Annotated in this window: 17 protein-coding genes; 6 read left to right on the top strand and 11 right to left on the bottom strand. The window is 43.1% G+C overall.

The genetic code is table 11. The annotated features are described in order from the left end of the window. Positions 1–135 precede the first annotated feature (135 nt). From ACEW80_RS14175 to ACEW80_RS14160, 4 genes are all read right to left on the bottom strand, one after another. Complete coding sequence (locus tag ACEW80_RS14175) at positions 136–732, bottom strand: molybdenum cofactor guanylyltransferase (RefSeq protein ID WP_373527197.1); 597 nt, start codon at positions 730–732, stop codon at positions 136–138. Between the two features lie 192 nt (positions 733–924). Continuing rightward, the gene (locus ACEW80_RS14170) at positions 925–2982 is read right to left on the bottom strand and encodes a thioredoxin domain-containing protein (RefSeq protein WP_373527199.1); all 2058 of its coding nucleotides are present in this window, start codon (positions 2980–2982) and stop codon (positions 925–927) included. Positions 2983–3134: 152 nt separating this feature from the next. Beyond that, a complete protein-coding gene (locus tag ACEW80_RS14165) occupies positions 3135–4481 on the bottom strand; it encodes a DEAD/DEAH box helicase (protein WP_373527196.1) in 1347 nt (448 codons plus the stop codon). A gap of 827 nt (positions 4482–5308) precedes the next feature. Further along, positions 5309–6142 carry a photosystem II manganese-stabilizing polypeptide gene (locus tag ACEW80_RS14160; protein ID WP_373527195.1) on the bottom strand — a complete coding sequence of 278 codons (834 nt, stop codon included), beginning with the start codon at positions 6140–6142 and terminating at the stop codon, positions 5309–5311. A 98-nt stretch (positions 6143–6240) separates the two neighbouring features. Here ACEW80_RS14160 and ACEW80_RS14155 point away from each other — a divergent pair, with 98 nt between their 5' ends. Both ACEW80_RS14155 and ACEW80_RS14150 read left to right on the top strand, forming a co-directional pair. Further along, positions 6241–6519, top strand: coding sequence for a hypothetical protein (locus tag ACEW80_RS14155; RefSeq protein ID WP_373527194.1), 279 nt, complete (start codon positions 6241–6243; stop codon positions 6517–6519). A 199-nt stretch (positions 6520–6718) separates the two neighbouring features. After that, positions 6719–7069, top strand: coding sequence for a hypothetical protein (locus ACEW80_RS14150; RefSeq protein ID WP_373527193.1), 351 nt, complete (start codon positions 6719–6721; stop codon positions 7067–7069). Between the two features lie 98 nt (positions 7070–7167). Here the strand turns inward: ACEW80_RS14150 and ACEW80_RS14145 are convergent, their stop codons facing one another. Next, entirely contained in the window at positions 7168–12312 is a 5145-nt protein-coding gene (locus ACEW80_RS14145) for a hypothetical protein (RefSeq protein WP_373527192.1), read from the bottom strand. Positions 12313–12423: 111 nt separating this feature from the next. Next, positions 12424–13755, bottom strand: coding sequence for a P-loop NTPase fold protein (locus tag ACEW80_RS14140; protein ID WP_373527191.1), 1332 nt, complete (start codon positions 13753–13755; stop codon positions 12424–12426). 665 nt (positions 13756–14420) lie between these two features. On the opposite strand from ACEW80_RS14140, the gene ACEW80_RS14135 reads away from it, so the two are divergent. From ACEW80_RS14135 to ftsZ, 3 genes are all read left to right on the top strand, one after another. Continuing rightward, positions 14421–15254 carry a cell division protein FtsQ/DivIB gene (locus ACEW80_RS14135; protein ID WP_373527190.1) on the top strand — a complete coding sequence of 278 codons (834 nt, stop codon included), beginning with the start codon at positions 14421–14423 and terminating at the stop codon, positions 15252–15254. Positions 15255–15911: 657 nt separating this feature from the next. Next, the gene (locus ACEW80_RS14130) at positions 15912–16205 is read left to right on the top strand and encodes a hypothetical protein (protein ID WP_373527189.1); all 294 of its coding nucleotides are present in this window, start codon (positions 15912–15914) and stop codon (positions 16203–16205) included. A gap of 54 nt (positions 16206–16259) precedes the next feature. Then, positions 16260–17561 carry a cell division protein FtsZ gene (gene ftsZ / locus ACEW80_RS14125; RefSeq protein ID WP_373527188.1) on the top strand — a complete coding sequence of 434 codons (1302 nt, stop codon included), beginning with the start codon at positions 16260–16262 and terminating at the stop codon, positions 17559–17561. A gap of 594 nt (positions 17562–18155) precedes the next feature. On the opposite strand, the gene ACEW80_RS14120 is transcribed toward ftsZ, so the two are convergent. Beyond that, positions 18156–19334 carry an extracellular solute-binding protein gene (locus ACEW80_RS14120; RefSeq protein ID WP_373527187.1) on the bottom strand — a complete coding sequence of 393 codons (1179 nt, stop codon included), beginning with the start codon at positions 19332–19334 and terminating at the stop codon, positions 18156–18158. A 654-nt stretch (positions 19335–19988) separates the two neighbouring features. On the opposite strand from ACEW80_RS14120, the gene ACEW80_RS14115 reads away from it, so the two are divergent. After that, positions 19989–20483 carry a hypothetical protein gene (locus tag ACEW80_RS14115; RefSeq protein ID WP_373527186.1) on the top strand — a complete coding sequence of 165 codons (495 nt, stop codon included), beginning with the start codon at positions 19989–19991 and terminating at the stop codon, positions 20481–20483. 157 nt (positions 20484–20640) lie between these two features. On the opposite strand, the gene ACEW80_RS14110 is transcribed toward ACEW80_RS14115, so the two are convergent. The 4 genes from ACEW80_RS14110 to ACEW80_RS14095 form a co-directional block, all read right to left on the bottom strand. Continuing rightward, positions 20641–21213 (bottom strand): PEP-CTERM sorting domain-containing protein, encoded by a 573-nt coding sequence (locus ACEW80_RS14110; protein ID WP_373527185.1) that lies wholly within the window; start codon positions 21211–21213, stop codon positions 20641–20643. Between the two features lie 89 nt (positions 21214–21302). Next, the gene (gene cobT / locus ACEW80_RS14105) at positions 21303–22481 is read right to left on the bottom strand and encodes a nicotinate mononucleotide-dependent phosphoribosyltransferase CobT (RefSeq protein WP_373527184.1); all 1179 of its coding nucleotides are present in this window, start codon (positions 22479–22481) and stop codon (positions 21303–21305) included. Between the two features lie 105 nt (positions 22482–22586). After that, positions 22587–23327 (bottom strand): DUF2232 domain-containing protein, encoded by a 741-nt coding sequence (locus tag ACEW80_RS14100; RefSeq protein WP_373527183.1) that lies wholly within the window; start codon positions 23325–23327, stop codon positions 22587–22589. 13 nt (positions 23328–23340) lie between these two features. Beyond that, positions 23341–24042 carry a Crp/Fnr family transcriptional regulator gene (locus ACEW80_RS14095; RefSeq protein WP_373527182.1) on the bottom strand — a complete coding sequence of 234 codons (702 nt, stop codon included), beginning with the start codon at positions 24040–24042 and terminating at the stop codon, positions 23341–23343. Positions 24043–24107: the final 65 nt, after the last annotated feature.

Below are 24107 nucleotides of genomic sequence, written 5' to 3'. Positions count from 1 at the left end.
TTCCCAATTTGCCCGGCGCTCGCCGACGAAAGTGCAAGGTTTTTGAACCTCTGGATGCTATAGTCTTGCACTTGCTTGGTGAAAAAATGCTCAAAACCCTTACCTAGACTATGTTTCACTTTTGTTCAGCAAGCCCTAACTTAAAGCCAAGTCTTCTGGTGTATTGCAGTTAAACAGCATTTCGGGTTCTGATAAAGGCAAAACTTCTACAGGATATTGCCCAAGCCATTGCTGAAACGAGCGCCCCCCTTGGTTGATAAACTCTAAAAGTTGTGGCAAACAGCGACGGCGATAGAAACCACACAGAGGTTCCCAGCCTTTGGGATGATCAGCTAAGGCTGCGATCGCATTATCCCCCACGGTATCAAGTTTAGTTATCCAATCTTGCAACACCTCAACCCGCAACCTCGGCAAATCGCAAGCTAGCAGCAGCACCCATTCTGTCTCTACTTCGGCTAGTCCTTGAGCAAAACCAACTACAGGCCCGTGGGCTAGAGATTCTCCAGATAAAGGTACTTCCCGAATCAGCTGACAACTAGGCAAAAGCAAGTGTTGATAGCGTTCTGGCCAAGGAGTTACTACATAAACAATATCAGCACAGCTTTGAGCGATCGCACAAACTTGCTCCAACAACGGCACTCCTTGGATGGGAATCAAGGCTTTATCTTGACCCATGCGAGAACTCTTACCGCCGGCTAATACAATGGCGGTTAATTCGCTTCTGGTCGTCATAGTTATTTTTTGCAGGTCGATGCAACTAAGATGCGAGTCGATACAACTAAGATGCGAGTCGATACAACTAAGATGCGAGTCGATGCAACTAAGATGCGAGTCGATGCAACTAAGATGCTCATGTAAAGACGCGATAAATTGCCGTCTCTACAGAGAATGTACTCGTCAATTATTCCTTCATAGACTTAAAAATCATCCTCTATTTTGACTTTGCTGCACTTGCTGGAATAAATGTTCTACACTTTCTGCTGGTGCCAGACACTTCAAACCTTGGCAAACTAACCCAACGCTTTTCTCTGGTAAATCAGATGTTACAGCAAACACAGCCGTTGGTAAAAACTTGGGGATCAGAGAGTTTATTTGCTCAGTTGTGCTGCGAATCAAGGTAGAATTCCGATACCAATCCAAAGCTGTAAACAAGCTAGGACAAGCTTGGGGAGCGCGATGCATCACACTGGCAAAAGCTTTTAAACCAAGTTCCGCTAAATCCAAATAATCTAGATTATCGGTGAGTAGGGCAAGACGGACAAGGTTAGCGATCGCAACTCCATTAGCTGATGGTGTGGCATTATCTGCGTAACTACGCTCTTTGACAATTAAATCTTGACTAGAATCGCTTGATGTGTTATTATATCCACCTAGTTCTATATTCCAGAGGAATTGGTTAAATTCATCTTGGATAGCGATCGCTTTTTCTAGCCATTGCTTCTGCTCAGGGTTGGAAGCTTGTAAATCCAATAGAGCTTTAATAAAAAAGGCGTAATCTTCAGACTGAGCTAAAACAGTTGGTTCTCCTTGATAATTGAGTCTGTGGAAACGCCCATCCACAAACTGATTTTTCAATATAAAATTCGCCGCTTGTGCCGCTAGTTCCAGATATAACGGTTGTTGGAAAACCCCAGCAGCCCTAGCCAGCCCCGAAATCATCAAGCTATTCCAAGCGACAATCATCTTCGTATCTGTCACCGAGGGAATGCGACCTAGCCAGTTAGCGGTTTTTGCTTCCTGGTTGTTACGAGCCGGGGGAAAAGTTTCCAGTGACTCAGAACTAACGCCATAACGAGCGGTAAACAGCTTGCTCAGTGACCTTTCCAGCGTTGCACTCAGTTGCCCTAAATGGCGTCTTTGTAACACATTACTACTTTCAAAGTTACCGTTAGGTGTCACCGTAAACTGTTGTTGTAATTCCGTTAGTTCTTCAGACGTTAGCAGTTGTTGTAGTTCGCTGTAACTCCAGACGTAAAAAGTTCCTTCTTCTGGTTCTACTGCCGTGGAATCAGTGAAACTGTCGGCATCTTGAGCAGCATAGAAGTAACCTTCAGGTGCAGTCATTTCCCGCTTCAGCCATTGTATAGTACCAGCGATCGCTCTTTCAAACGCTGGTTCTTGGACTCCAGCACTCCACAAAGAAGCTAGATACTCCACAATCTGTCCATTGTCGTAGAGCATCTTTTCAAAGTGGGGTACTGTCCAAGTCGGGTCAACAGTATAGCGATAAAAGCCACCACCCACATGGTCATAAATGCCGCCCAGTGCTAGGTCTAATCCTCTCTGGGTACAAATTTGCTTGCCATCATACCCAGATTCAAAATTAAATCGAGTTCCCCGCAGTGCTAATTCTGTATAAGGAATCATCGGAAACCTATTGCCGGCTTGACTAGGGGTAATTATGCCTGTACTGGTTTCCCAACCTTGGCGAAGTAATTCACGGTCTTCTAGCTCGGTTGTTGTACCATCTTGCAACACCGCAGACGTGAGCAGCGACTCAATAATTAAGGCTTTGCGTTGCTGTAAGTCCTCTTTTTCTGTATCGTAATAACGGCGAAGGGCTTGCAGTACTTGCATAAATCCCGGACGACCATAGCGCGGGTCTACAGGGAAGTAAGTACCAGCGTAAAACGGTACTAAATCTTCAGGGGAAAGAAAAATATTTAAAGGCCAACCCCCTTGACCGCTGATCATCTGCAAAGCTTGCATATAGATGCTATCGAGGTCAGGTCTTTCTTCCCTGTCTACCTTGATGGGAAGAAAGTTGGTATTCATGTAGTCAGCGATCGCTATATCCGAAAAAGCCTCGCCTTCCATCACAGTACACCAGTGGCAACTAGAGTAGCCAATGGAGAGAAAAATTGGTTTATTTTGTGCCCTTGCAGTTGCAAGTGCTTCGTCACACCAAGGCCACCAATCAATCGGGTTTTCGGCGTGTTTGCGGAGATAGAGGCTCTTAGCTTCAGCAAGGCGATTAGTCATGATTAAATGCAAGTAGTTGCCTTCTTTGCTCAGTCTACCCTGTTCCCCAAAACTGTAGGGGCAATTCATGAATTGCCCCTACCTAAAAATCATTCTTTTCAGCTATTGTTTGCGTAAGCTCAGTTGTGATTGCTATTAATAACACTGATGGATTAGCGATCGCCTTTAGCCCAACGGCCTGATGTTCCCGAACGACCACTGGGCTTTTTGCCACTTGCCACGGTTCGCGGTGCCGATTGTTTAACCGATGGCTGTGGTAAAGGTTTAGCAGTAGAACGAGCCGGAGGCAAGCCTCCTTTTGGTTTGGATCGATGTTTGCGTCCATCTGGAACTGCTTCCGCCTGGCTGGGGAAATTGGCTTCAAAGCCAGCGACTACTTCAAATGGCAAGCGCTGTTCAATCAGTTTTTCGATATCTGCCAACAGCTGGGATTCATCAGCGCACACCAGGGATACGGCTTCACCTGACGCACCAGCGCGACCAGTGCGACCAATACGATGAACATAATCTTCCGCTACATTAGGCAGATTAAAATTGACCACATGGGGCAGTTCGTTGATATCAAGACCGCGAGATGCAATATCGGTTGCCACCAGTACCCTTACACTGCCGTTCTTAAACTTTGCTAGAGCGTGGGTACGCGCCGATTGGCTCTTGTTACCGTGGATGGCCAATGCTTGAATGCGATCGTCGGCCAATTGCTTTACCAGACGGTCTGCACCATATTTGGTGCGAGTAAACACCAGCACTTGCTCCCAATTGTTTTGCCGTATCAGGTGAGCAAGCAATTGATGCTTTTTGTCACGGTCTACCTTGTAGACTTTCTGTACCACTGTGTCGGCGGTAACGTTGCGGCGTGCCACCTCGATTAGCGTCGGGTGATTGAGTAGCCCAGCAGCAAGTTCCTTGATTTTTTCTGAGAAGGTGGCGAAAAATAGCAAGTTCTGTCGCTGTTTAGGCAGAAGCGAGAGAATGCGGCGAATATCACGAATAAAGCCCATATCTAGCATCCGATCTGCTTCATCCAGCACTAACACCTCAATCTGCGACAAGTTCACCGTGCCCTGCTGCACGTGGTCTAGCAGTCGTCCTGGGGTAGCAACCAGAATATCCACGCGGCTGTTTAAACGCCGTTTTTGCTGACTAATGCTGACCCCACCGAACATTACCATTGAGTTCAGTTTTAGGTACTTGCCATAAGAAAGCACGCTCTCCTCTACTTGTGCAGCGAGTTCACGAGTCGGCGTGAGAATTAGCGCCCGGATCGGGGAACATCCATTAGATGTGCTTTTAACGGTTTTGTCGGACGACAACCGATGCAGGAGCGGCAGGGTGAAGCTAGCAGTCTTTCCAGTCCCAGTTTGGGCACCAGCTAGCAAATCAGCACCCGACAAGACGGCAGGAATCGCCTGCATCTGGATTGGTGTGGGTTTGGTGTACCCTCGCTCGGTAACGGCACGGATAATTTCATTGGACAAGCCGAGAGTAGAAAAAGACATAAAACTCCAGAATTAGCATCGGCCTGTCGCCAGTGGCGGCATCAGTTTGAGGCGGACGGATGGTTTGAAAGGCTTTCTGGGCAGTAAACGCCAAAACTGAAAACGAATGACCGCAATTCTATATTTTAACAGAGTGTAGTTCCTTGTGTCGTGATGTTTTCAGACTTTATATCAGTGTTTGTCTGGTTGCCTACACCTGTACAATTTGTGAACTATTTTTACTGAAAAGATCGTAATACTAAGCTAACGAGATTTATTGACGTTTCCGGTATAGGTGATGCTGTCTTTGTCTGTATAGTATTTGGGCTAAGTCCTGCTATCAGGTGCAGTAAGAAGGTGATGATGGCAGCTTGTACAAATTTTTCCAGCATGGCACGTCTCTTTGGGTGGATAGTATTTCAAATAGGAGTCAAATAAGGTAGTTATTCTGAATACATCTCCGTACTATCTATTTACCGAATTTAACAAAAATAACTTGATATCTATTCAGGATTTCCTTGAAAAATGTTTAAAATGTTACTGATCGGTAACAAAATTCCCTGAGCAAGTCGAATTTCGGTTATCGGTCTGATACCACATCATCAAAGTTGTAAAGTAAATGCCAAGACGTGGGGTTGGGGACAGTAAGAGTTTTTAGATTTGTTCTTCTATTAAAAATGGGGACATTTTTTTAGACACCTTTTGCTGCTAAAAAGTGTCCTTGTCATAAATAAAAACCCCTTCGTCCCTTCAAAAAAGGGGACAAAGGGGGTTAATTATTGTGATCAAGCCTCATACTTACAAAATTGTAGTTCTGAGCGCCAGTCAGTTACGTTACCTAAAAAGATTTAGCCACGAGTCGATTCAACCCGGCCATAAAATATCCCACGAATCTTGACTTCTTTAGGTTCGCCAGCACCTAAATCAGTATCAGATGGCTGTTCGCTCTGGAAAGTACCAGCAATTTCACCACTACCTCTATCTATTTTAGCTATTTGCAGAGAAATCTTGCCAGTAAGATTTTCAGCACGCTTGACGTTAGTGCGAGTCAGTTCTTCATCATCCGCTTGGGCGGGGAGAGCCACGGCATTATCATAGCCACTGACGACACCACGACCTTTAGGATCTAGGAAGGCAGCACCACGATAGGAAGGAACTTTGAAAGTACCTTCAAAGTCGGTGGAGGTGTTAATACTGGTCAAACTGGGTTGTGTTTGAGCAACCAAGTCTTTGATGGTGAAGAGGAAAGGTACTCGCTCACCACCAGGGAGTTGCACAGTGATGGCTTGGAAGTCAAGACCATCAGTTTCGACAAAGGTCAAGCTATTATCTGGGTTGATTTTTAGGTCGCCTTGCACCTGGTCAATGGTAGAAGTGTATCTAGTCAACAATTTGCCAGCCACAAATTCTGCTTGTTGCCGTTTATTAGCTGGTTCTTCTTTGATGAAGAAGCTAGTTGGTTCTAAGCAAAGTTCTTTGATGGCATAGGACTGGCTAGAATCAATGGAAATGGAACCACGGCTTGTTTCTGCTAGTTGGGGGCATTTGTTAGCCAAGCCAGTGCCTCGAATTTGGTCGTAAGTTAGTACATCTCTACTACTAGTAGCAGGAGCATCACTACAAGCAGTTATTAGCCCCAGGCACAAAGCCAAGAATGCAACAATTAAAGCGCGATACCTCATGGTCAACCTCAATCTCAAAAATTAATATCTAAGTTGTAAATTGGTAGCATTTGTTAGAGTTGGGCGAGTGACTAAGCCCCACAGAGGAGCATAAGTCATTGCCTCAAGAAACGCGAAGAGAAATGTCTGCTTCGCACTTTGCTTTTGCCGATCACAAAAGCGGCATCGCCCAAGTCTTTTTGTATTATGTATGTGACGCTACTACATACAGCCCATTGTTTGATGGGCAAATTAGCCAGATCATACGATTTTTTTTAACTCAAAATCAAAGTACTCAAAATTCAAGAAACACATCTAGCTGCTGTGGAGGCGATGCTAAAGGTTACTGCGCTCTTTTAGGAGCGATCGCAATTACCTTTGAAAAGATACAAATCTAGTTATATTCACCCCTGGCTAAGGCAAGTCAGGGATGGCGGGACAAAGTGAGTTCAAAAAAAACCATCTAGAAGCTCATAGAAAGTAAATCTTATTTACTGCTTGTCTAGAGTCACAGCTAATAAATCTCGGCTGGTAGACTAGGGAAAATTAAAAATCTCCGGTAAATTTGAGTTGACCTCATTTATACGGAAGGGTGGCATGAACGATAACAAAAATATGGAATCAGGGAAGTTGCCCTGTAAACTCCAAGCGATCATAACTGTGGTGGATGATGCAACTACAGGTTGTCAAGGCGATACTGTAGCTCTTTTGGCTTTGCTGCGGCAATTGGAGCAGTTACACCGAGAGATCCGGGATGGGGTTTTTCAAGAGAGTTTGCCTGTTAACCGTCAGCAACTCTACTCACTACTGAAAGATATTGAGTCTGAGGGAGGCTGGCCTTACATTGAGCGGATGAAAATACAAGCATTTTTAAAGAATTTGCCACAAGAAGCTGCCAAAGAAAATAGCGATGAGGTGTTGGAGAGCGATCGCTCCCTTGCTGATTAGCTAGAAAATTATTTTCTAGCTCTAAATTAACAACTCTGATCGCCTCATCAGCCGCTAAATCAAGAGCGGTTATTCATTGAGGCTTTAAGAGTCATTAATCAATTGTAATTTTCCCCCTGCCCCCTGCGGTTTATGCCATCACAAAGAAGGCGATCGCTTTTTTCCAGATTGCGGTTGTGCTTGAGATAATCACCCACCCAGTCGCAACCACGAACAAGCAGATCACCAAGATTTAAATTCCACAGAATTATCGTGTTGTCATCACTAGCTGATGCTAGTGTTTGACCATCTGGGCTAAAACTGACACTTAATACTGGGGCGTGATGCCCATTGAGACTTTTAATTAATTTGCCTTCCCGACTCCACAGTTTCACTGTACTGTCCCAACTGGCAACGGCGAGCAATTCACCATTAGGATTAAATGTTACAGCGTTAACGCTATCGCTATACCCCTTTAATAAGGTTTTTAACAACGTACCATCCCGTCGCCACAGTTTCACGGTGTTGTCCCAGCTGGCAGAAGCTAGCAACTCGTCAGTGGGACTAAAGCTGACACCTAACACCCAGCTGTCATGGGGCGAGAAAGTTTTAAGCAAAGTACCATCCCGTTGCCAAAGTTTAACAGTTTGGTCGTCACTGGCAGAGGCTAGAACCTGACTATCAGGACTGAAATTCACGCTATTCACCCAACCTTCATGCCCCACTAAGGTTTTAAGCAACTTGCCCTTGCGGTTCCAAAGTTTCACTGTTTTGTCTTTGCTAGCTGATGCCAAAAACTGACCATCAGGGCTGAAATTCACGCTCATCACACTATCACTATGTCCGTGGAGAGTCATGATTAAAGTACCGTCAAGCCGCCAAAGTTTTACAGTTTTGTCATAACTTCCTGAAGCCAGCATTTCACCTTTTGGATCAAAACTGACACTAGGGACTTTATCTGTGTGGCCAACCAAAGTTTTGTAAAGTCGGGTTTTGACCTCGCCATTACTGGTGTATCGTTGCCAAAGTTTGACAGTGCGATCGCCACTACCAGAAGCTAGCATATGGCCATCGGGACTCCACGCAACGCTCAAAACTCGCTTCTGATGTCCTTGGAGAATAGACGGTGTTGGGGCATCTAAACTCCATAGTTTCACGCTTTTGTCGAAACTTCCTGAAGCCAGCAATTTGTTATTTGGACTGAAAGCTACGCTGGCAACAGCATCGCTGTGTCCCTTGAAGGTTTTGAGTAAGATACCAGTAATACTCCAGATGTTTATGGTATTATCTTCGCTTCCTGAAGCTAACTTTTTACCATCGGAACTGAAACTCAAACTCCACACTGTATCAGTATGCTGCTGTAGAGTTTTGTAGAGGCGAAAGTCAAAACCGTCTTTACTGCTGTTGCGCTCTTCCGAACTTCTGAGCGGCCACCGAGGTTCTGAGCGCAGGCTTCCTCGGTTCAGACTTCTGAAAAGCCGCTGTTCAGACTTCTCTGTGCGCCAAAGTTTCACTGTCTTATCTCGACCTGTTGACGCCAACAATTTACCATCAGGGCTAAAAACAACTACAGTTACACCTTGCTGATGTCCCTGTAAAGTTGTAACGAGGCTACCATCCCGTCGCCAGATTTTCACTGTCTTGTCGTCGCTAGCCGAGGCGATGAATTGACCATCGGGACTGAAGCTTACCCAGTTAACCCACCCTCGATGTCCTCTGAGGATTTTTACTAAGCTACCGTCTTTGCGCCAAAGTTTTACGGTTGCATCCTTACTGCCAGTAGCCAACAATTCCCCGTCAGGACTGAAATTAACGCTATAAACCCAATCTCCATGTCCTTTGAGAGTTTTATCTGGCTTGGGGTAAAATTCACCTGTAATCGGATTTTTTCGCCAGATTTGCACTGTTTTATCGAGACTAGCTGAAGCTAAAGTTTGACCATCAGGGCTGAAATTTACACAGGTTACAGCATCAGTGTGACCTTTGAGGGTTTGGAGTAAGGTGCCGTCAGGACGCCAAATTTTCACCGTCCGATCTCGGCTACCTGATGCCAACAACTTACCATCTGGGCTGAAAGTTACTCCCCAGACAATATCAGTGTGTCCTTCTAGGCGGTTAACCTCCGTGACTCCATAAACTGCCTGTTGCAGGGCTGTCACCACCCGCATTCGGGTATCTGGCTGCACGACCTCTGCCTGTTTAAGTCCTCTCCAAGCCCGCAAACCTTCTAATAGGGCATCAAATTCTTTATTAGAGGCAAATAAAGCTTCGCTAGCAGCAGTGATTCCACTAATGTTCAAATTGGTTTCACTGCGTTCAGCTCGTAGAGTTTGGCGGATTGCTGCTCTTTTCTGTAAGTTAGCTTGCCACCATAATGCTGCTATTGTTCCCCCCATGATTGCCAGAACTGCGCCCGCCATCCGTGCTTCCCCCAGTCGCCGTTGCAACACCAAATTGAGTTGCTTTTGACTAAGTTTTTGGGCTACTTCAGCTCTAGTTTTTTCAAGTTTGATTTTTTCTAATTCAGCGAATATACCATAGTTGTTCTGTTGGCGAATTGGTTCAACTAAATAATCGTGAACTAACTGGTAGCGATCGCCTAATTCTTCTCTGACTCGCAACACCAACCCAGAACCCACCAATATTTCTAATATCAGTTCCCCAACTGTCTCAAAGCTTGATCTTGTATCTATATCGTGATTATTAACTAATATACCAGCTAAATCAGCTTTAGTTTTTAACGGTCGTGTGCCCTTTTCATCAGTTAACTCAAATAATAATCTCCAACTTAACTCTTCATTTTCCTGACCACAGTCTTTGATAACCTCTCCAAGCCAGCGTTCCACCAATTTTGCCGAGCCACCGCAAAGCTTATATTGTGCAAGTGTGGTAATATTTTCTATTTGTAGTTGAGCGCCGACTATTTGTAATTCAATTGGATGTACTTCGTCTAATTCTCCTGTTAAATCCTGCACTAATCGATTAATTAATTCCTCACTCAGTTCATAATGTGAACGTTGAGTAAGACTGTGAATTATAGCTTTAGCATCCTGGCTAGAGAATTTTCCTAAATAGTAGCGAATGTCCTTATCGAGAATATTTTTATTAATTACGCCTAAATCATATGATCCAGCACTATTTTTCTGGCTCAAACGTTCAAATTCTAATAAATGATGTAAATAATCTTCTCGTAATGAAAGAATAATTTTTACAAATGAAATATTTAAACATTCACTAAAAAATTTATAAAATTCTATTCTTTGTGTGGCAGGATTACTAACAAAGAAAAATTCTTCAAACTGATCTAATATGATAATTATTGTATAATTACGCTCACATACTAAACGAATTTTTTCTAAGAGTATAGTAGGTGTAGAGTCAAAACTAACCGATATTCCTGTGTATGCCAGCGCTTGGTTTATACTGCTGATTAAGATTGTCATCCAATCAGTATAAACAGACAAAACAATAGGTACAGGAATGCGTTCACCGATAAGTTTTCCCTTAAGTGCTGGGACTAAACCAGCTTTGAGAAGTGAACTTTTACCTACACCGGATGGCCCATAAATTACTGTGAGTTTGTAGTCAGCGCGGGTAATTCTTTCAATTAAGCGATTCACATCTTGTTGGCGTCCAGAAGCAGATATTTCTTGGGCAACTTCCTCAGGAATAAACGGTATTTTGTGAGGTTCCAGTACTGGGTTAATTCTGGGGCGTTGCGGCTGCAATTGACTTGCCCCAATGAAGGCACGAAAGCCATACTGATGTTCTATTTTAATTTTTTCTTGCTTCAGGTTAAAAGCTTCTGTATATTCATGACGCTCAAAAAAGTAAAGCGATCGCAGTTCCTCTAAAATCTCTAAGTAAAGTGATGGCTGATATTGTAGCTCACAAACGACCTTCGCCCATTCCAGGTTATTCATAGCTTCTTCAAATTGACCGAGATGCCGCTGTGCACGTGCTAGCAAGAGAAGATACCAACTTTCTTGTTGTCGTCTTCGCAAAGCGTCTCGCAGAGACACTTGTGTTACTTCTTCAGAGATAGAAAGTGCTGTATTTGCTAATTCGTGAGTTAGTATCCAATTCGACTCAGAAGCCGCCACATTTGCCAAAAAGCCATAATTTTGAGCAACTTGTGCGGGAGTTCCATAAGTTTTATGTAGATGTAATGACTTTTGAGCTAATTCTTTTAACTCATCCCAGGCTTGTAAGCGTTGCAGCATTTCACAAGCAGGCAAAATGAATTTAGCAACTAAGTCTTGTCTTTGTACCTCTTCCAATAACTCCAAGCATTGTTTAAACCACAACAGAGCATGTTGGCAATAGCTACTAGTATTCTGGTATAAGTCTGCCATTCGGTGATAGCAAAGCCCCAGGTGGAATAATACTATTGCTTGCTTGAGTAAAGACGAGCAAGGAGTAGGTTGTGGACATGAGAGGGATAAAGAAGAATCACTCTCCCACTCTGCTACTCTGCTTGCTTCCTGCTGCCACAACGCTAGGCTTCTTTGATAATTAGCTAAAGCACCATTGATTTGATCATTGGCGTATTTATCTCGCCCCAAAACAAATTCTAAACTAGCTTCTAATCCTGGTGTTAATTGAACGCTATACAGACGCAGCAAATCATTACGGGCTGATTCTATTTCGTGGCGGTGTTGGGACTTGGGATCTAATTCTAAGAAGGCATTAGATAAAAATGTTTCAGCACCTGCTTGTAAAACTTTGGCAAATAGAGATTCTTCTTCTTGATGGATCAAAGCAACTAAATCTGCTTTGGCCATTTCAAATTTAATCGTGGTTGCAGCCCAGCTTTTGAAATCAGGCGCTAATTTAGAAAGTAATGATCCCACTTCATCTTGTAGCCACAACACTACTGGAAATGGGAAAGTTATGGCATAGATATCTCGCGCTTTATTGATGCCTGTAAGTAAGTTTTCCAAGTCGATAGTTGCCTCAATACCAAAAACCATCACAGCAGATGGCAAAGAGTCTGTAACGACGGCAGGATTATCTAAAGATAGTTCTGAAATTATTGTGCTGTGTAAGGAAGTAATTGATGGATTGAGAACGATTTCTCTAATATTGATGTCTTTGGTGGTCGAGCGAATATTATCTAACATTTGCTCACGTAATTGCCCATAGTTACATCGAACTAAAATTAGGGCAAATTGACCTTCAGAAAGTGCGATCGCTCTAATCAGTCTTTGCAAAGTATCCTGATTTTCTTTGGCGTGGACGTGTAGCTGCTTGTCATTAGTCATTGGTTATAGGGCATTGGTTATAGGGCATTGGAAATTGGTCATTAATGCAATGACAAATGACATTTAATTACGAATTAGAATTAGTAATTATTGTTGACTCGCCCAAGACTGTTACTTGTTTTGTTGCCAAGCCAAAACTTTTACTGTTTCTGCCAAGGCTGGACTGATGCCAAACCAGCGCCCTAGAGAATCACGATATTCAAATAGATACATACTTCTTAGTAAGCTTTGGTAGTCAGACTCGCCTTTAACTCTCTGCTGCTGCACTACTTCAAACAATAATTCCCACTGGGATTCATCAATAGCTAATAGCAGATCATCGCGGTAGTCCTTAATCACGGCTTCTAAGCAGTCCTTAGAAAAAGGTGGATCTTGTCGTTGCAAGCAGCTATAAAGTAGACCCAATAAGTTACGAATGTGACCACCACTAACGCGACATATACGATCCAAGGTTTGGGAGTGATCAAATAATTCTGTAATTAGTGAAAGCCTTCCATTCAAAGGAACTTCTGGAAAAGCTCTAGCTAGAACTAACTGGCGCACTAATGACATCCCTGGTTCATAGTCGCTGCCATCTCTTTGCCGAACCAATACCATCGGCAGTACTTTAGGCGCAATCCCTCCCCCCAGGCGATTTTTCAGCGTCTCGTACTCATTAGAAAAAATTAACGTTAGGGGAATTGTGTAAACTACGTGGCACTTGAGTCGGCGTAACTGTTCGCCTCGGTCGATGAAGAGATATTCTGGTTGCGATCGCCCCGATGCTAAGGGACGCATATCTACCCGATCCAAATTATCTACAATCACTACCAGTCCTTTTTGGCCCCGTAGCTTTAGCTGTTCAATAGCTTTTTCTAAAATTTCTTCGTTAATCGCTTGCAAAATACTACTGGTACGTGGTTCCAGATATTGCCTCAGTTGATTACGCGTCTGGGTGCTATCTTTGGTTTTGGCGGTAATTTTGGCAATACCCAAGGACAACTCTGCTTGTCCAGAAAGCTCTATTGGGGTTTGCAAAAAATCACCCACTTCTTTAAGCAAATTGGTAAAGTAACCAGCTTTAAGTTTGATGGCAATGCCTTCTAAACTAGCACTGACTTGACGGGCTACACTCAGCAAAATATCGCTGATATCAATATCCGCCATGTCTAAGTCTTGACTGGACTCAAAATAAACCACATGAAATCCCGCCAATTCTAGTTCTGTCTTGAGGCGCTGCAATTCCGTTGACTTACCGCAGCCAATGTGACCCGTAAATAACTGGCAGGTAGGCTCATCAGGGGAAATCCGGCAGATAGTCCGTTGCAATTCTTCGACAATCTTGCAACCACGTACATCAGCAAAATCTATGTAATACTGCCGATCTAGGACGTTGCTTATATTTAGCGTGTAGCTAGGGTTACACGCTTTATAAAAACGTGACAAATTTAATGTTGTTCTCATGTATGTATATGTGTATGTAGATGCAGGTAAGCTTAAATTTTTATACAAACAATCTCTACGTAAGATGTAAATATACGACTAATTCGCAAGTTGGTAGTGTCTTACAAGGGACAGCATTTCGTGCAGGATTGCTGTCAGGAGTATGGTAGAGATTTAATTAACCCTAATAGCCTTAAGCATATCTGTCCTTTTTGCACCTGCTATTGAGATTTTGACAATCTCTAGTTTTGTTTAATCTGGCAAAACCTTTAAGACTTAGTAAATTAGTAAAAAAAGCTACAAGAGTGCATGGTTCTCAGTTTGTATAGCTGACGAGTATAACTAGTATGAATTATAGCAAGGCACACAGAGATTTAGGAGTGCTTGTTAAGCATTTCACATTTTATTTGTCAAGAAAACAAAATCCTAGACATTTCAGTTAATATTTTGTAATCTTTAGGGAAAAATCTTCAAAAATACTTGTCAAAAAAACTATAGTGAGTTAAGAATGGACACCGGAAACTTTAATAGGAACGATGACTAGCGCGATGATTTTTGTGTAGTTACTATAAAGTGTTACAAAAAATCTTGAGGAGAGTAGCTAAAAAATGCCAACAGTGTTTACTGAAATTAAGAATGATCCGAGCGCGTCAAGGAATTTGGATTGTAATCAGAAAGGGGTTTGAATGGCTGGCATAATATCAGTTTCCCGCACGGATCTAGCCCAGCGTCGTCAGAAATTACGTCGGCAGCGGCAAATGAGGATTATTCAGGCTATTTGGCGAACCTTTGCGATTACTGGTTTAGCGGGTGGATTGCTGTGGGTGGCAATTCAACCAGTGTGGATGCTAAAAGCTCCTAAACAAATAGTGATGAAATCAGGTAATAAATTACTGTCGGATGAGACTGCTCAATCATTGTTGGTGCTATCTTACCCTCAGTCTTTGTGGCGGATTGAACCGTCAGCGATCGCTAACTCTTTGAAGAAACAACCAACTATTGCCCAAGCGCTCGTTAGACGCCGCCTGTTTCCTCCTGGACTAATCATCGAAATCCAAGAACGAGTTCCTGTAGCGGTGACTCAAACACCTGGCAACAAAAAAGTAACAATCGGCTTACTAGATGCAAGTGGGGTCTGGATGCCCTTAGAAAAATATACATCATTGAATCCCACCAGCAAATTACCCAATCTTAAAGTCATTGGATCACCAAAACAATACTGCCTCTACTGGACTCGACTTCATCAAGCTGTCAGCCAAAGTCCCGTAAAAGTGATGGAAATTGATTGCCAAAATCCGACGAATTTAATTTTGAAAACAGAACTAGGAAATGTGCATCTCGGTGTTTCGGGACTCCAATTGTCTAAACAAATTAAGGTACTCGCCCAAATGCGCCATTTAGCAGCAAAACTTAATTCTAGTCAAATAAAATATATTGATCTGAAAAATCCAGAATTTCCCTTAGTACAAATGAACCAAGAAGACCAAAAATTAACTCCCAAAATCTCTAAAAACATCTAGTGTGTTTAATGTATTGATAGCTCTTAGTAAATTAAGAAGCTCTATGCTGATAAATATATTTATTATTTTCAGTTTTTCAGCAAAGGGTACGAAAACTGGCATTAACTTCTAATTAAAATGAGAAGATAAATCATAAAATCTCTATTGCGAGTCAAACACTCTCAATTATCACCCTAACATCTAAATATAAGGGTGCAAGATGTCGGACAATCCAATGATGGTCTGTGGCGTGCAAAACTCCTTCTGTCCATACATTCTTTGACTGAACCCAATGCGGAAAAAAGAAAAATGCTTAAGTTTTTTATTAATATCCGACTACGAGCCGAGGACGCTGATGAAAACGGCTTGCGCCATCATCGAAGTGCAGAGCCAAAAACGCTCTAGTTCTGGTTTAAACATTGCCTCTAGGCAATCAGTTTGGACTAATCTGTGCCGTAATTCCTATTGGGTGACGAAACCTCTTGGGAAATATTGATTTGTTGACCGCACTAGTGTAGGTTCTCGTAGGATAGACTATTGCTTCAACAAAGTGTCCATTAAGACCCCCAAACAACAAATTAATCAGGTATTGTCTGACAAGTAAATTCTTGCTTATTTTAACCTTAAAGATAAGTAATTAGAAGGTAAAATTTGTGTCTAAAGTTGCAATCATCCCCAATGGTGAAACCTATTAACAATATTATTATTGAGGCAGAGAAGAAACGCTGTAGTGTATCTTTACAACTTATACCCTCTGCTAAGAATAATGAAGAGATTAGTGTCTGCTTGAAGTTATACAGGTCAATTTTAGATAAAGGTAAGTATACTTTTCTAGAATTGGCTATGCGATCGGCTGCATTAAAAGCTCATCCCATAGCAAATTTTCGTACCGCCAATTCTGTTAGGCTTGGCAGTAGTGAAAACAATAAAAGACAGTGCCATAGTATTGTGGCACTGTCAAACTATAGTTGACTCTTAAGTGAATAACACCCGAAAAAGCCGTTTATCTACCCCTTCAAAAATCCAATGACGCTTGATAATAACCAAGGACTTACCTATAAAAATTCCCAATCTACGGGACAACCGGGGTTTTCTCTGTCAGTTAACTCGACCAATCCCTTTAATAACTCTGGGCTGAACTTCGGACAAAATCACGATGGTAAAAAGATTTCTGCTGAAAATAGCCGAATTGGCGAGATTGTACCTGGTCGGGTCGCCAACATCAAAGTGATTGGTGTCGGTGGCGGCGGTGGCAATGCTGTTAACCGCATGATCGAGTCTGATGTCTCTGGGGTAGAGTTTTGGTCTATTAACACTGATGCCCAAGCTCTTACCTTAGCCGGCGCTCCAAGTAGATTGCAAATTGGACAGAAGCTAACGCGGGGTTTAGGCGCAGGTGGTAATCCTGCCATTGGTCAAAAGGCAGCTGAGGAATCACGAGACGAAATTGCTACAGCTTTGGAGGGAGCAGACTTAGTATTTATCACTGCTGGTATGGGGGGTGGTACTGGGACAGGTGCAGCTCCAATCGTGGCAGAAGTAGCTAAAGAAATGGGCGCTCTGACTGTTGGTGTAGTCACACGTCCATTTGTGTTTGAGGGACGCCGCCGCACCAGCCAAGCGGAACAAGGTATTGAAGGACTAAAAAGTAGAGTAGATACACTGATCATTATCCCGAACAATAAACTGCTGGAAGTGATCCCCGAACAAACGCCTGTACAAGAAGCTTTTCGCTATGCAGATGATGTACTGCGTCAAGGAGTACAAGGTATTTCTGATATAATTACGATCCCCGGTTTGGTAAACGTTGACTTTGCTGATGTCCGAGCTGTGATGGCAGATGCCGGATCGGCATTGATGGGAATTGGCGTGAGCTCTGGAAAATCTAGAGCCAGAGAAGCTGCGATCGCAGCTATTTCTTCACCCTTACTAGAATGTTCTATTGAAGGCGCTAGAGGAGTTGTCTTTAATATTACTGGTGGTACTGACCTCACCTTGCATGAAGTGAATGCTGCCGCAGAAGCAATCTATGAAGTAGTTGATCCCAACGCCAATATTATTTTTGGGGCTGTAATTGATGACAGGCTTCAAGGTGAGGTGAGAATTACTGTAATTGCCACTGGATTTACAGGTGAAGTACAAGCTGTGCCACAACAAAACGTGGCTAGTGTTCGGGTAGCACCTAATACTCCGAAACGAACAACACAGCAACCCGCAGTTAATTCCCCAACCTCAACTCCAACTCCAACTCCAACTCCAGAACCAAAAGAAAAGCCTGGATTGGATATACCTGATTTTCTCAGAAACCGACGCACACCACGGAATTAAGAGATTTTGGATTTTAAATCTTAGATAAAATTAGCAGTCTCAGGTCAGGCTGAATGCTGTATAAAATCTGCTAGTTCCAGGGTTTTACCAAGGACCGAGGTAAGCAATGCGTTGCCATACCCAATTTTGACAATTGGTAAAAAAACTTGTCAACGCTACTTTATAGAATGAACTTGCACAGGAGTCTGCTGATTCCCTTGTCCATCTGTGCTTTTGCAACAAAAAAATAGGAAGGACTGCCCAATTACGGATGCGTAGGCGTAGCCCGTCGTAGATGTAGCGCAATCTCTAACTTTGCGAGGCATTAAACTTAATATGGCGATTGCACATGGTTAAGGTGTTCGATCTGCTGGCATAAATCACACAACTCGTCGATGGGTTCTGGGCGGTGCTTGAGAAAGTATCTCAGATTTAATTCCTTAGTACTCCAGTTGGTGATCCGGATCATAGTTAGGGTCTAGAGCCACCCTTTTATTTAAGTCTGGTAGTGGTCAAGTAGCTAGTAGCTCCTTGCTGAATACCTTATAAGGTCTGTGTTGGATTAGGAATTGGGGAGATGAGGGGGATGAGAAAATCTCAATGCCCAATGCCCTATTAAACCTTAATTTTGGCGAACAAAGACTCGTATTGTTTTGTTGCTGGTAGGAGTAAGGGAAGCAAAAATTCACTTTTATCGAAAACTTTGCGTAGGCGTAGCCCGTCGTAGACATCGCTCTGTAACAGACTCCCCAATGGTTCTTGGATATCAGAAGCGACAATATTTGTAGAAATTGGCGAATTACTTTTGGTCAGCACAGAAATTTGTTTAGCGGTGCTTGGTTGCCAACAAAAATCAATCCATTGATCTGATAACGTACCCTTAGCAATACCTGCGGGACGTACCCACAAGTCTGCCCAGATTGCTGTTCCTGACTTGGGGATAACTGCGGCAAGTTGCGAATAACGCCCCAAAATTGGCAGTACATCGCTTGACCAACCAACTGCTACCCAAGTGTCTCCCATAATTAGAGGTTCCAAGTAGTTATCGGAACTGTAGAACTTCACCTGTTGGTTTAATGTCCGTAATTCCTTTTCTAAGTCTGGAACTTGGTCAAGATTCTCTGTATTATAAGATTTTCCCAGCTTCTTTAAGACCAAACCAATAACTTCTCGTGGTTGATTGAGTAGAGAAATGCGTTGCTGTAGTCCATCTCGCCACAAATCACTCCAATCTCTGGGCGTCCATCCCAATTCTCGGAACTTGTCACGGTTATAAACAATCACCGTGCTACCCCAGCGGTAAGGTGCACCCCACACCTTTCCTTGAGTATCCAAGTTACCTTGGTCGTTGCGCGTTACCAGTTTCTTCCATCTTTCATCCAAAGCAGACCACTGCTTTAATTGGTTTCCCTGTACCTCTTGGAGTGGCTGAATCAATTTTTGCTCAATAGCTGCTTTTAGCCAGTAATCTCCCAATGTTACTAGGTCTACGTCAGTTGCTTTTTGACCTTGCCTAAATGGTATAAAGCGACTCCACCCCTGTTCATCAGAGGTTTTTGGTTTCTGCTGCCAATTTTGTAATTCCTTAAATAAATCCTCTATATGTTCAACTGGAGCAAACTTTAATTGCACCTGTTGCTGCAAACTTTTATGAAATTGATTAACTACCTGACCAGGTATTGAACCTTTTAATAACTGTACTTTTAGTTGCGTCCGGTTGTTTCCACCACAGCCAAAAAGCAGTTGTGAAAGTGCCAGTGTACTTGTACTTAACAAAAAAGACCGTCGATCCATTGATTTTGGATTTGAGATTTTTGATTATACCTAATATTAAGCAGAGATTTGCCAAAAGCTGACTAACTGAAAAAGTTTAGTTGCAAAATTTTTAACATTTTTAGGACTTACGCATTGACAGAAAAGCCTAAATGACAGATATGCTTTTTAAGCCTTTTATCTAGATTTTTCAACTACCTTTTTGCGATGCCTGGGTTGGGCTACGCCTATGCAACTAGTAAAGGATGGTTTGTAAAAGGCTGAAATGACCTATTTGTGTTACTACACAAGATGATTTGTTTGTACAGTGCGTAAGTCCTAAAAAAGTTAAACACATTGTTACATATATTTATATAAGAATGTGATATATATACTTAACTTATGCCTTTCAGTCGATACCTCACTATGCAAACAAAAAAAAAACAACTCTAAGACTGGTATCCTTAGGGTATTGTATGTTTCAAAAACCAAGATTTTCTTATTAATCTGCGTTTTTATCATTAGTGTTTTTGGCATCTTGTTATCAAATTGGTTGATGACAAGTCAGACAGCTTTCGCAAAAATTGACTTTTTGCAATTCCTCCCTTCTTCACTGATAATAAGGTTTACCCAGTTGAGAAAATTGGTACTAATCCAGCCCGCGCCCAGTCTCGCTTGGCACTGGTGAAATTCTTAGTGCCTACCAAGCTATACAGTTTCAATAATCCTGTTCCCATACCTGCTGATGCAAAAGTGTTGGATGTCCCAACCCCATCTGATAGCCCTATTAATCAACGACCAAATGGTGGTTACAAAACTACTTCCTTACGTGGCCTTTATTTAAACCCACCCTATTTACATGATGGTGGTGTAGCAGTACGGGCTGGTAGTTTAAAATTTGACTCTAAGGGCGATTTCACTATTGTTGATTCGACTGGTTTAGGGTTGCCTGGCACTCTGCGCCAAAGTATACCAGCCGATGCTGTTAGCAGCTTACGGGCTTTAGTCGATAGGGAACTTCGTGCCAAAGTCATCAATGCTAACAAAGCTGATCGGGACTTAGTAAGTAGTAACCTTGATGGTACAGGTCATAAATTTTATGTAGATAGACGGGCTGGATTTAATTCCAACCAGCAAACAGACCTGATTAATTTCTTGCTAGCACTTGATGACAATCCTGGAAGCTTTTAATTCAAGTTACGGCTGATATCTTAATGTTAATACCAAGTCGTCTACGGATACGTCATGAACGCGACTTGGTATTACTTCAAGCAAGAGTAATAGAGCAAGCATATTTTAAAGCAATCATAAATCGGAGATGCACCATGAATCTTATCGATGGATGCCTTTATGGGGCTTCTTCTAAAAAGCTACTCTTTGGCTTTCGCTTTGTCCACCAGCCAAAACCAAGAGCAATCAATGAGCCACCTACTGTGTAAGGTTCGGGAACAGATCGTGGACTGACACTAAAGCTGCCATAATCTACATCACTTGAAAGCTCTGAATAACCTTCAGTGAAACTACTGTAAAATACGTTAACGTTTCCATTTCCGTCTTCCCCGTTTCCCGAAACTATGTAAGAAAAACCGTTTTGAGTTAACAGCGGCGTACTTGCATTCAAGAAATTATCATTAATACCGTATGTACCCGGGGAGAGCAACCCGATTATTGTCTCGGTAATTCCTTGGACTTTTCTTGTGCCACTGATTCCTGTGATTGTGTAATTATTGTTTATGGCATCTAGATCGGTAGTAGTAAGGATGCCGCTAGCGAAAATCGGTGTACTATTTGCCTCATAACTGGGAAAAGAGTACTGAAAATCAAATAGCTGTACAGCTTGTGCCGCAGAAGACGCACCAATACCAGTGATGCCCATAACAGCACTAGCGGTAGCAATGCCAAGATTTTTAACTAATTTCATCAAATAACTCTCCCGAAACAAGAAAGCAAACATACTAGCATAAATGCCCAAAATTTATCCAAAGCTCTTTGAGTCCCGTAGTTTTGTTGTTAACTATTGATTTGGCGAAGGCGTTCAAGTTGGCCTTCAATGGCTGCTAAAAGTTGATGTTGCTGCCAATCTTGGCTAAGATGGGCAGCGATGCAAGCTGCCCCAGCGCCCATGCCTTCTTTGACAAAGCCCTGCTCATAAGCTCGAAGTTGGGGATAACGAGAATCAGCAAAGCTCAGATGAGTTGCTAGTAGGGGAGGGGTTCCTCCACTCTGAGTTAAACGGCCTTTTTCTAAGCTGAGGGCTAAGTCAACCGTAGCACCAGTAGGATCTTCTGCTACCCAACGGGTTGTGCCTACAAGCACTTCTTCTGGTTGCCATGCCAAGTCATAAGCTTGAGCGATCGCACTCATCAGCGCATAAACTGCCAGCATTTGCGTTCCACCAGCCAGCATTACACCACAACTACGACTAGCTGCGATCGCCATCCCAGCTACCACCACCTGCATCGGATCACCCACGGCGGCGACGAGTTCTAGAGGATCAATGGAATTTTGGATTGGAGATCGGAAGTTTATCTCCCCCTGCTCCTTGCTTTCTCTCATCTTCTCCAGCCCAGTTTGCACTAGCGCCCACTTTTGCGCGTGGTTACAAACAGGGTGACTACTGTTAATTTTTCCGGCAGCTTCTATACCCAAACCAGTTAAGATTGCCAGGGCAGTTGTAGTGCCTCCAACGACGCACTCACCGACAATCAAATACCCCTGTTGGATATTAGCAGCAAGGCGTTCTCCCCAAAGTAGCCCTTGTTCAAACAAGTGGTGTACTGTTGCGATTTCCATTGCAGCACCTCCACTTAAACACCTAGCAGGAGCGCCACCTAAATCAATTACTGGTACAGCAGGAGGCTGGGGTAAACCAGCATTAAACAAATGAATTGGGATCTTTAATGACTCAAAGACAGCGCGAGAAATCAATACAGGTGAAGCCCCAGCCGCCAATGGTGGTAGGGGATATTGGGGCTTATATTCCGCGCCGTAATACAAAAACTCGGCATCGGCACAAGCAGTATATTTCCGATCCTCTGGAGTGCTACCAGCTGCTGAAATTCCTGGAATTAAACCAGTTTCAGTAAATCCTAAAACACAGGCAAATACTGGTAGACAACCACAATATCGTCGCAGCCATTCTTGGGCTTGTTTTTTTTGGGTATAAATACTAATCAAGTCATTAGTCATTAGTCATTAGTCATTAGTCATTGGGCATTGGGCATTGGTAATTAGTCATTAGTCATTAGTCATTGTTTAACCAAGGACAAAGGACAAATGACAAATGACAAATAACTATCCTTCATTATCCATGAGGACTTGTACCCAACGTGGTGGACGGGGAATAGGGTTGCCCAGGCGCTCAAAAAGCAACCATGCTGCTAGGTGTACCACAAAAAGGTAGATAAAGTTGTTGAGTAAAATTAGAGCGATCGCCCCCACTTGAATCAAAAACACACTGGGACTCGCCAATATACTCAGCTTCAAAAATAACCACTCGATGAACTCAGTTACCTGGGTAATCACATAAATCCACAGGTCTTCACCTGACAAAACAGATAGCAACCACAGCCGAAAAAAGACCCCCAAAGTACCCAACAGCGTACCTAAGGTAATAGAAACAATCCAGGGAACACGGCGACGATACCACGTCGCTCCCAAAAGCACACCCATAAAGCCGTAGGGCATGACAAACAGCAAACTGCGGGCTGGCCCCATCAATACCATCAGCAGTAACCCGGAGGTGAGTGCTGCCATCCATGCCGCACGTTTGCCCCAACGCAGATAAACTAGAGCGATCGGGACTGGAAAAAATATCCGCAAAACTGGCCCCAAGGGAAAGTAGAAATTAATAAACCAAATCAAGCTAGCGGTACTGGCTAAAAACGCTGTTTCCACCATCTTCAAGGGCGCATCAGCTTTCAGTTGAGGATGCATTAACTGCTGTTCTTTGTCTAACCAATGATCGCGGGAAGTTTGAGATTCAGGGGATGGATCTTCCTCCGGCTGATCTGGCAGAGAATCTAAAATACTCATATTTAACAAGTTGTTAAACTATCATTTTTTCTAAGGCTGACAAATCGGGGATACAAATAGTATCTTGATCCCGTTTAATCAACCCTTTTTTTTCTAGCCTTGTCAATACTCGTGTCACCGTTTCCCGCGCCAGTCCGCTTAAACTACTCAATTCCCGATGAGGTAAATTGGGGATTTCGGTTCCTGTTTGCCCTTTTTTTCCCTGTCCTTCTGCCAGAAACAGCAACGTATCTGCCACCCGTGACTGGCTATCAGATTCCCGTAATCGCAATCGGCGATTTACTTGCCGCAAACGTCGTGCCATGAGTTGCGCCAATCGAATTCCTGCCAAGGGTTCTATATGAAGTAGCTTGACAAAATCCTGAGCAGGCATACTGCCGATTACTGTCGGAGCCAGGGTAATTACATCTGTGGAGCGAGGTACTTCATCTAGCGCCGCCATTTCACCAAACAATTCCCCTTTGCCAAGAATATTCAGCGTTACCTCTTTTCCTTCCAGATTGTAGGTGCGAATTTTTACCCAGCCGTCCATAATAAAATACACAGAACCGCTCCAGTCATTTTCCAGCAAAATCACCTGATTGGCTGGGTGAGTGCGGGCAACAAGATGGATGAGGACTGATTTTACAACAACTTCTGGCAACCCTTGAAAAAAGGGAGCCGACGTGATCATCCAAGAATTAGCCTGTGCCTGCAAGCTAGATCGGTCTTCCATTACGACATCTTTATTCAAGCTGCTATATATACAACAAACAAGAGCGTCATTTTAAGCCTAAGCTA

Source organism: Nostoc sp. (assembly GCF_041747015.1).
Lineage (GTDB): Bacteria > Cyanobacteriota > Cyanobacteriia > Cyanobacteriales > Nostocaceae > Nostoc.
Note: the sequence above shows the minus strand (reverse complement) of the source record. Positions and strands in the feature narration are given on the sequence as shown.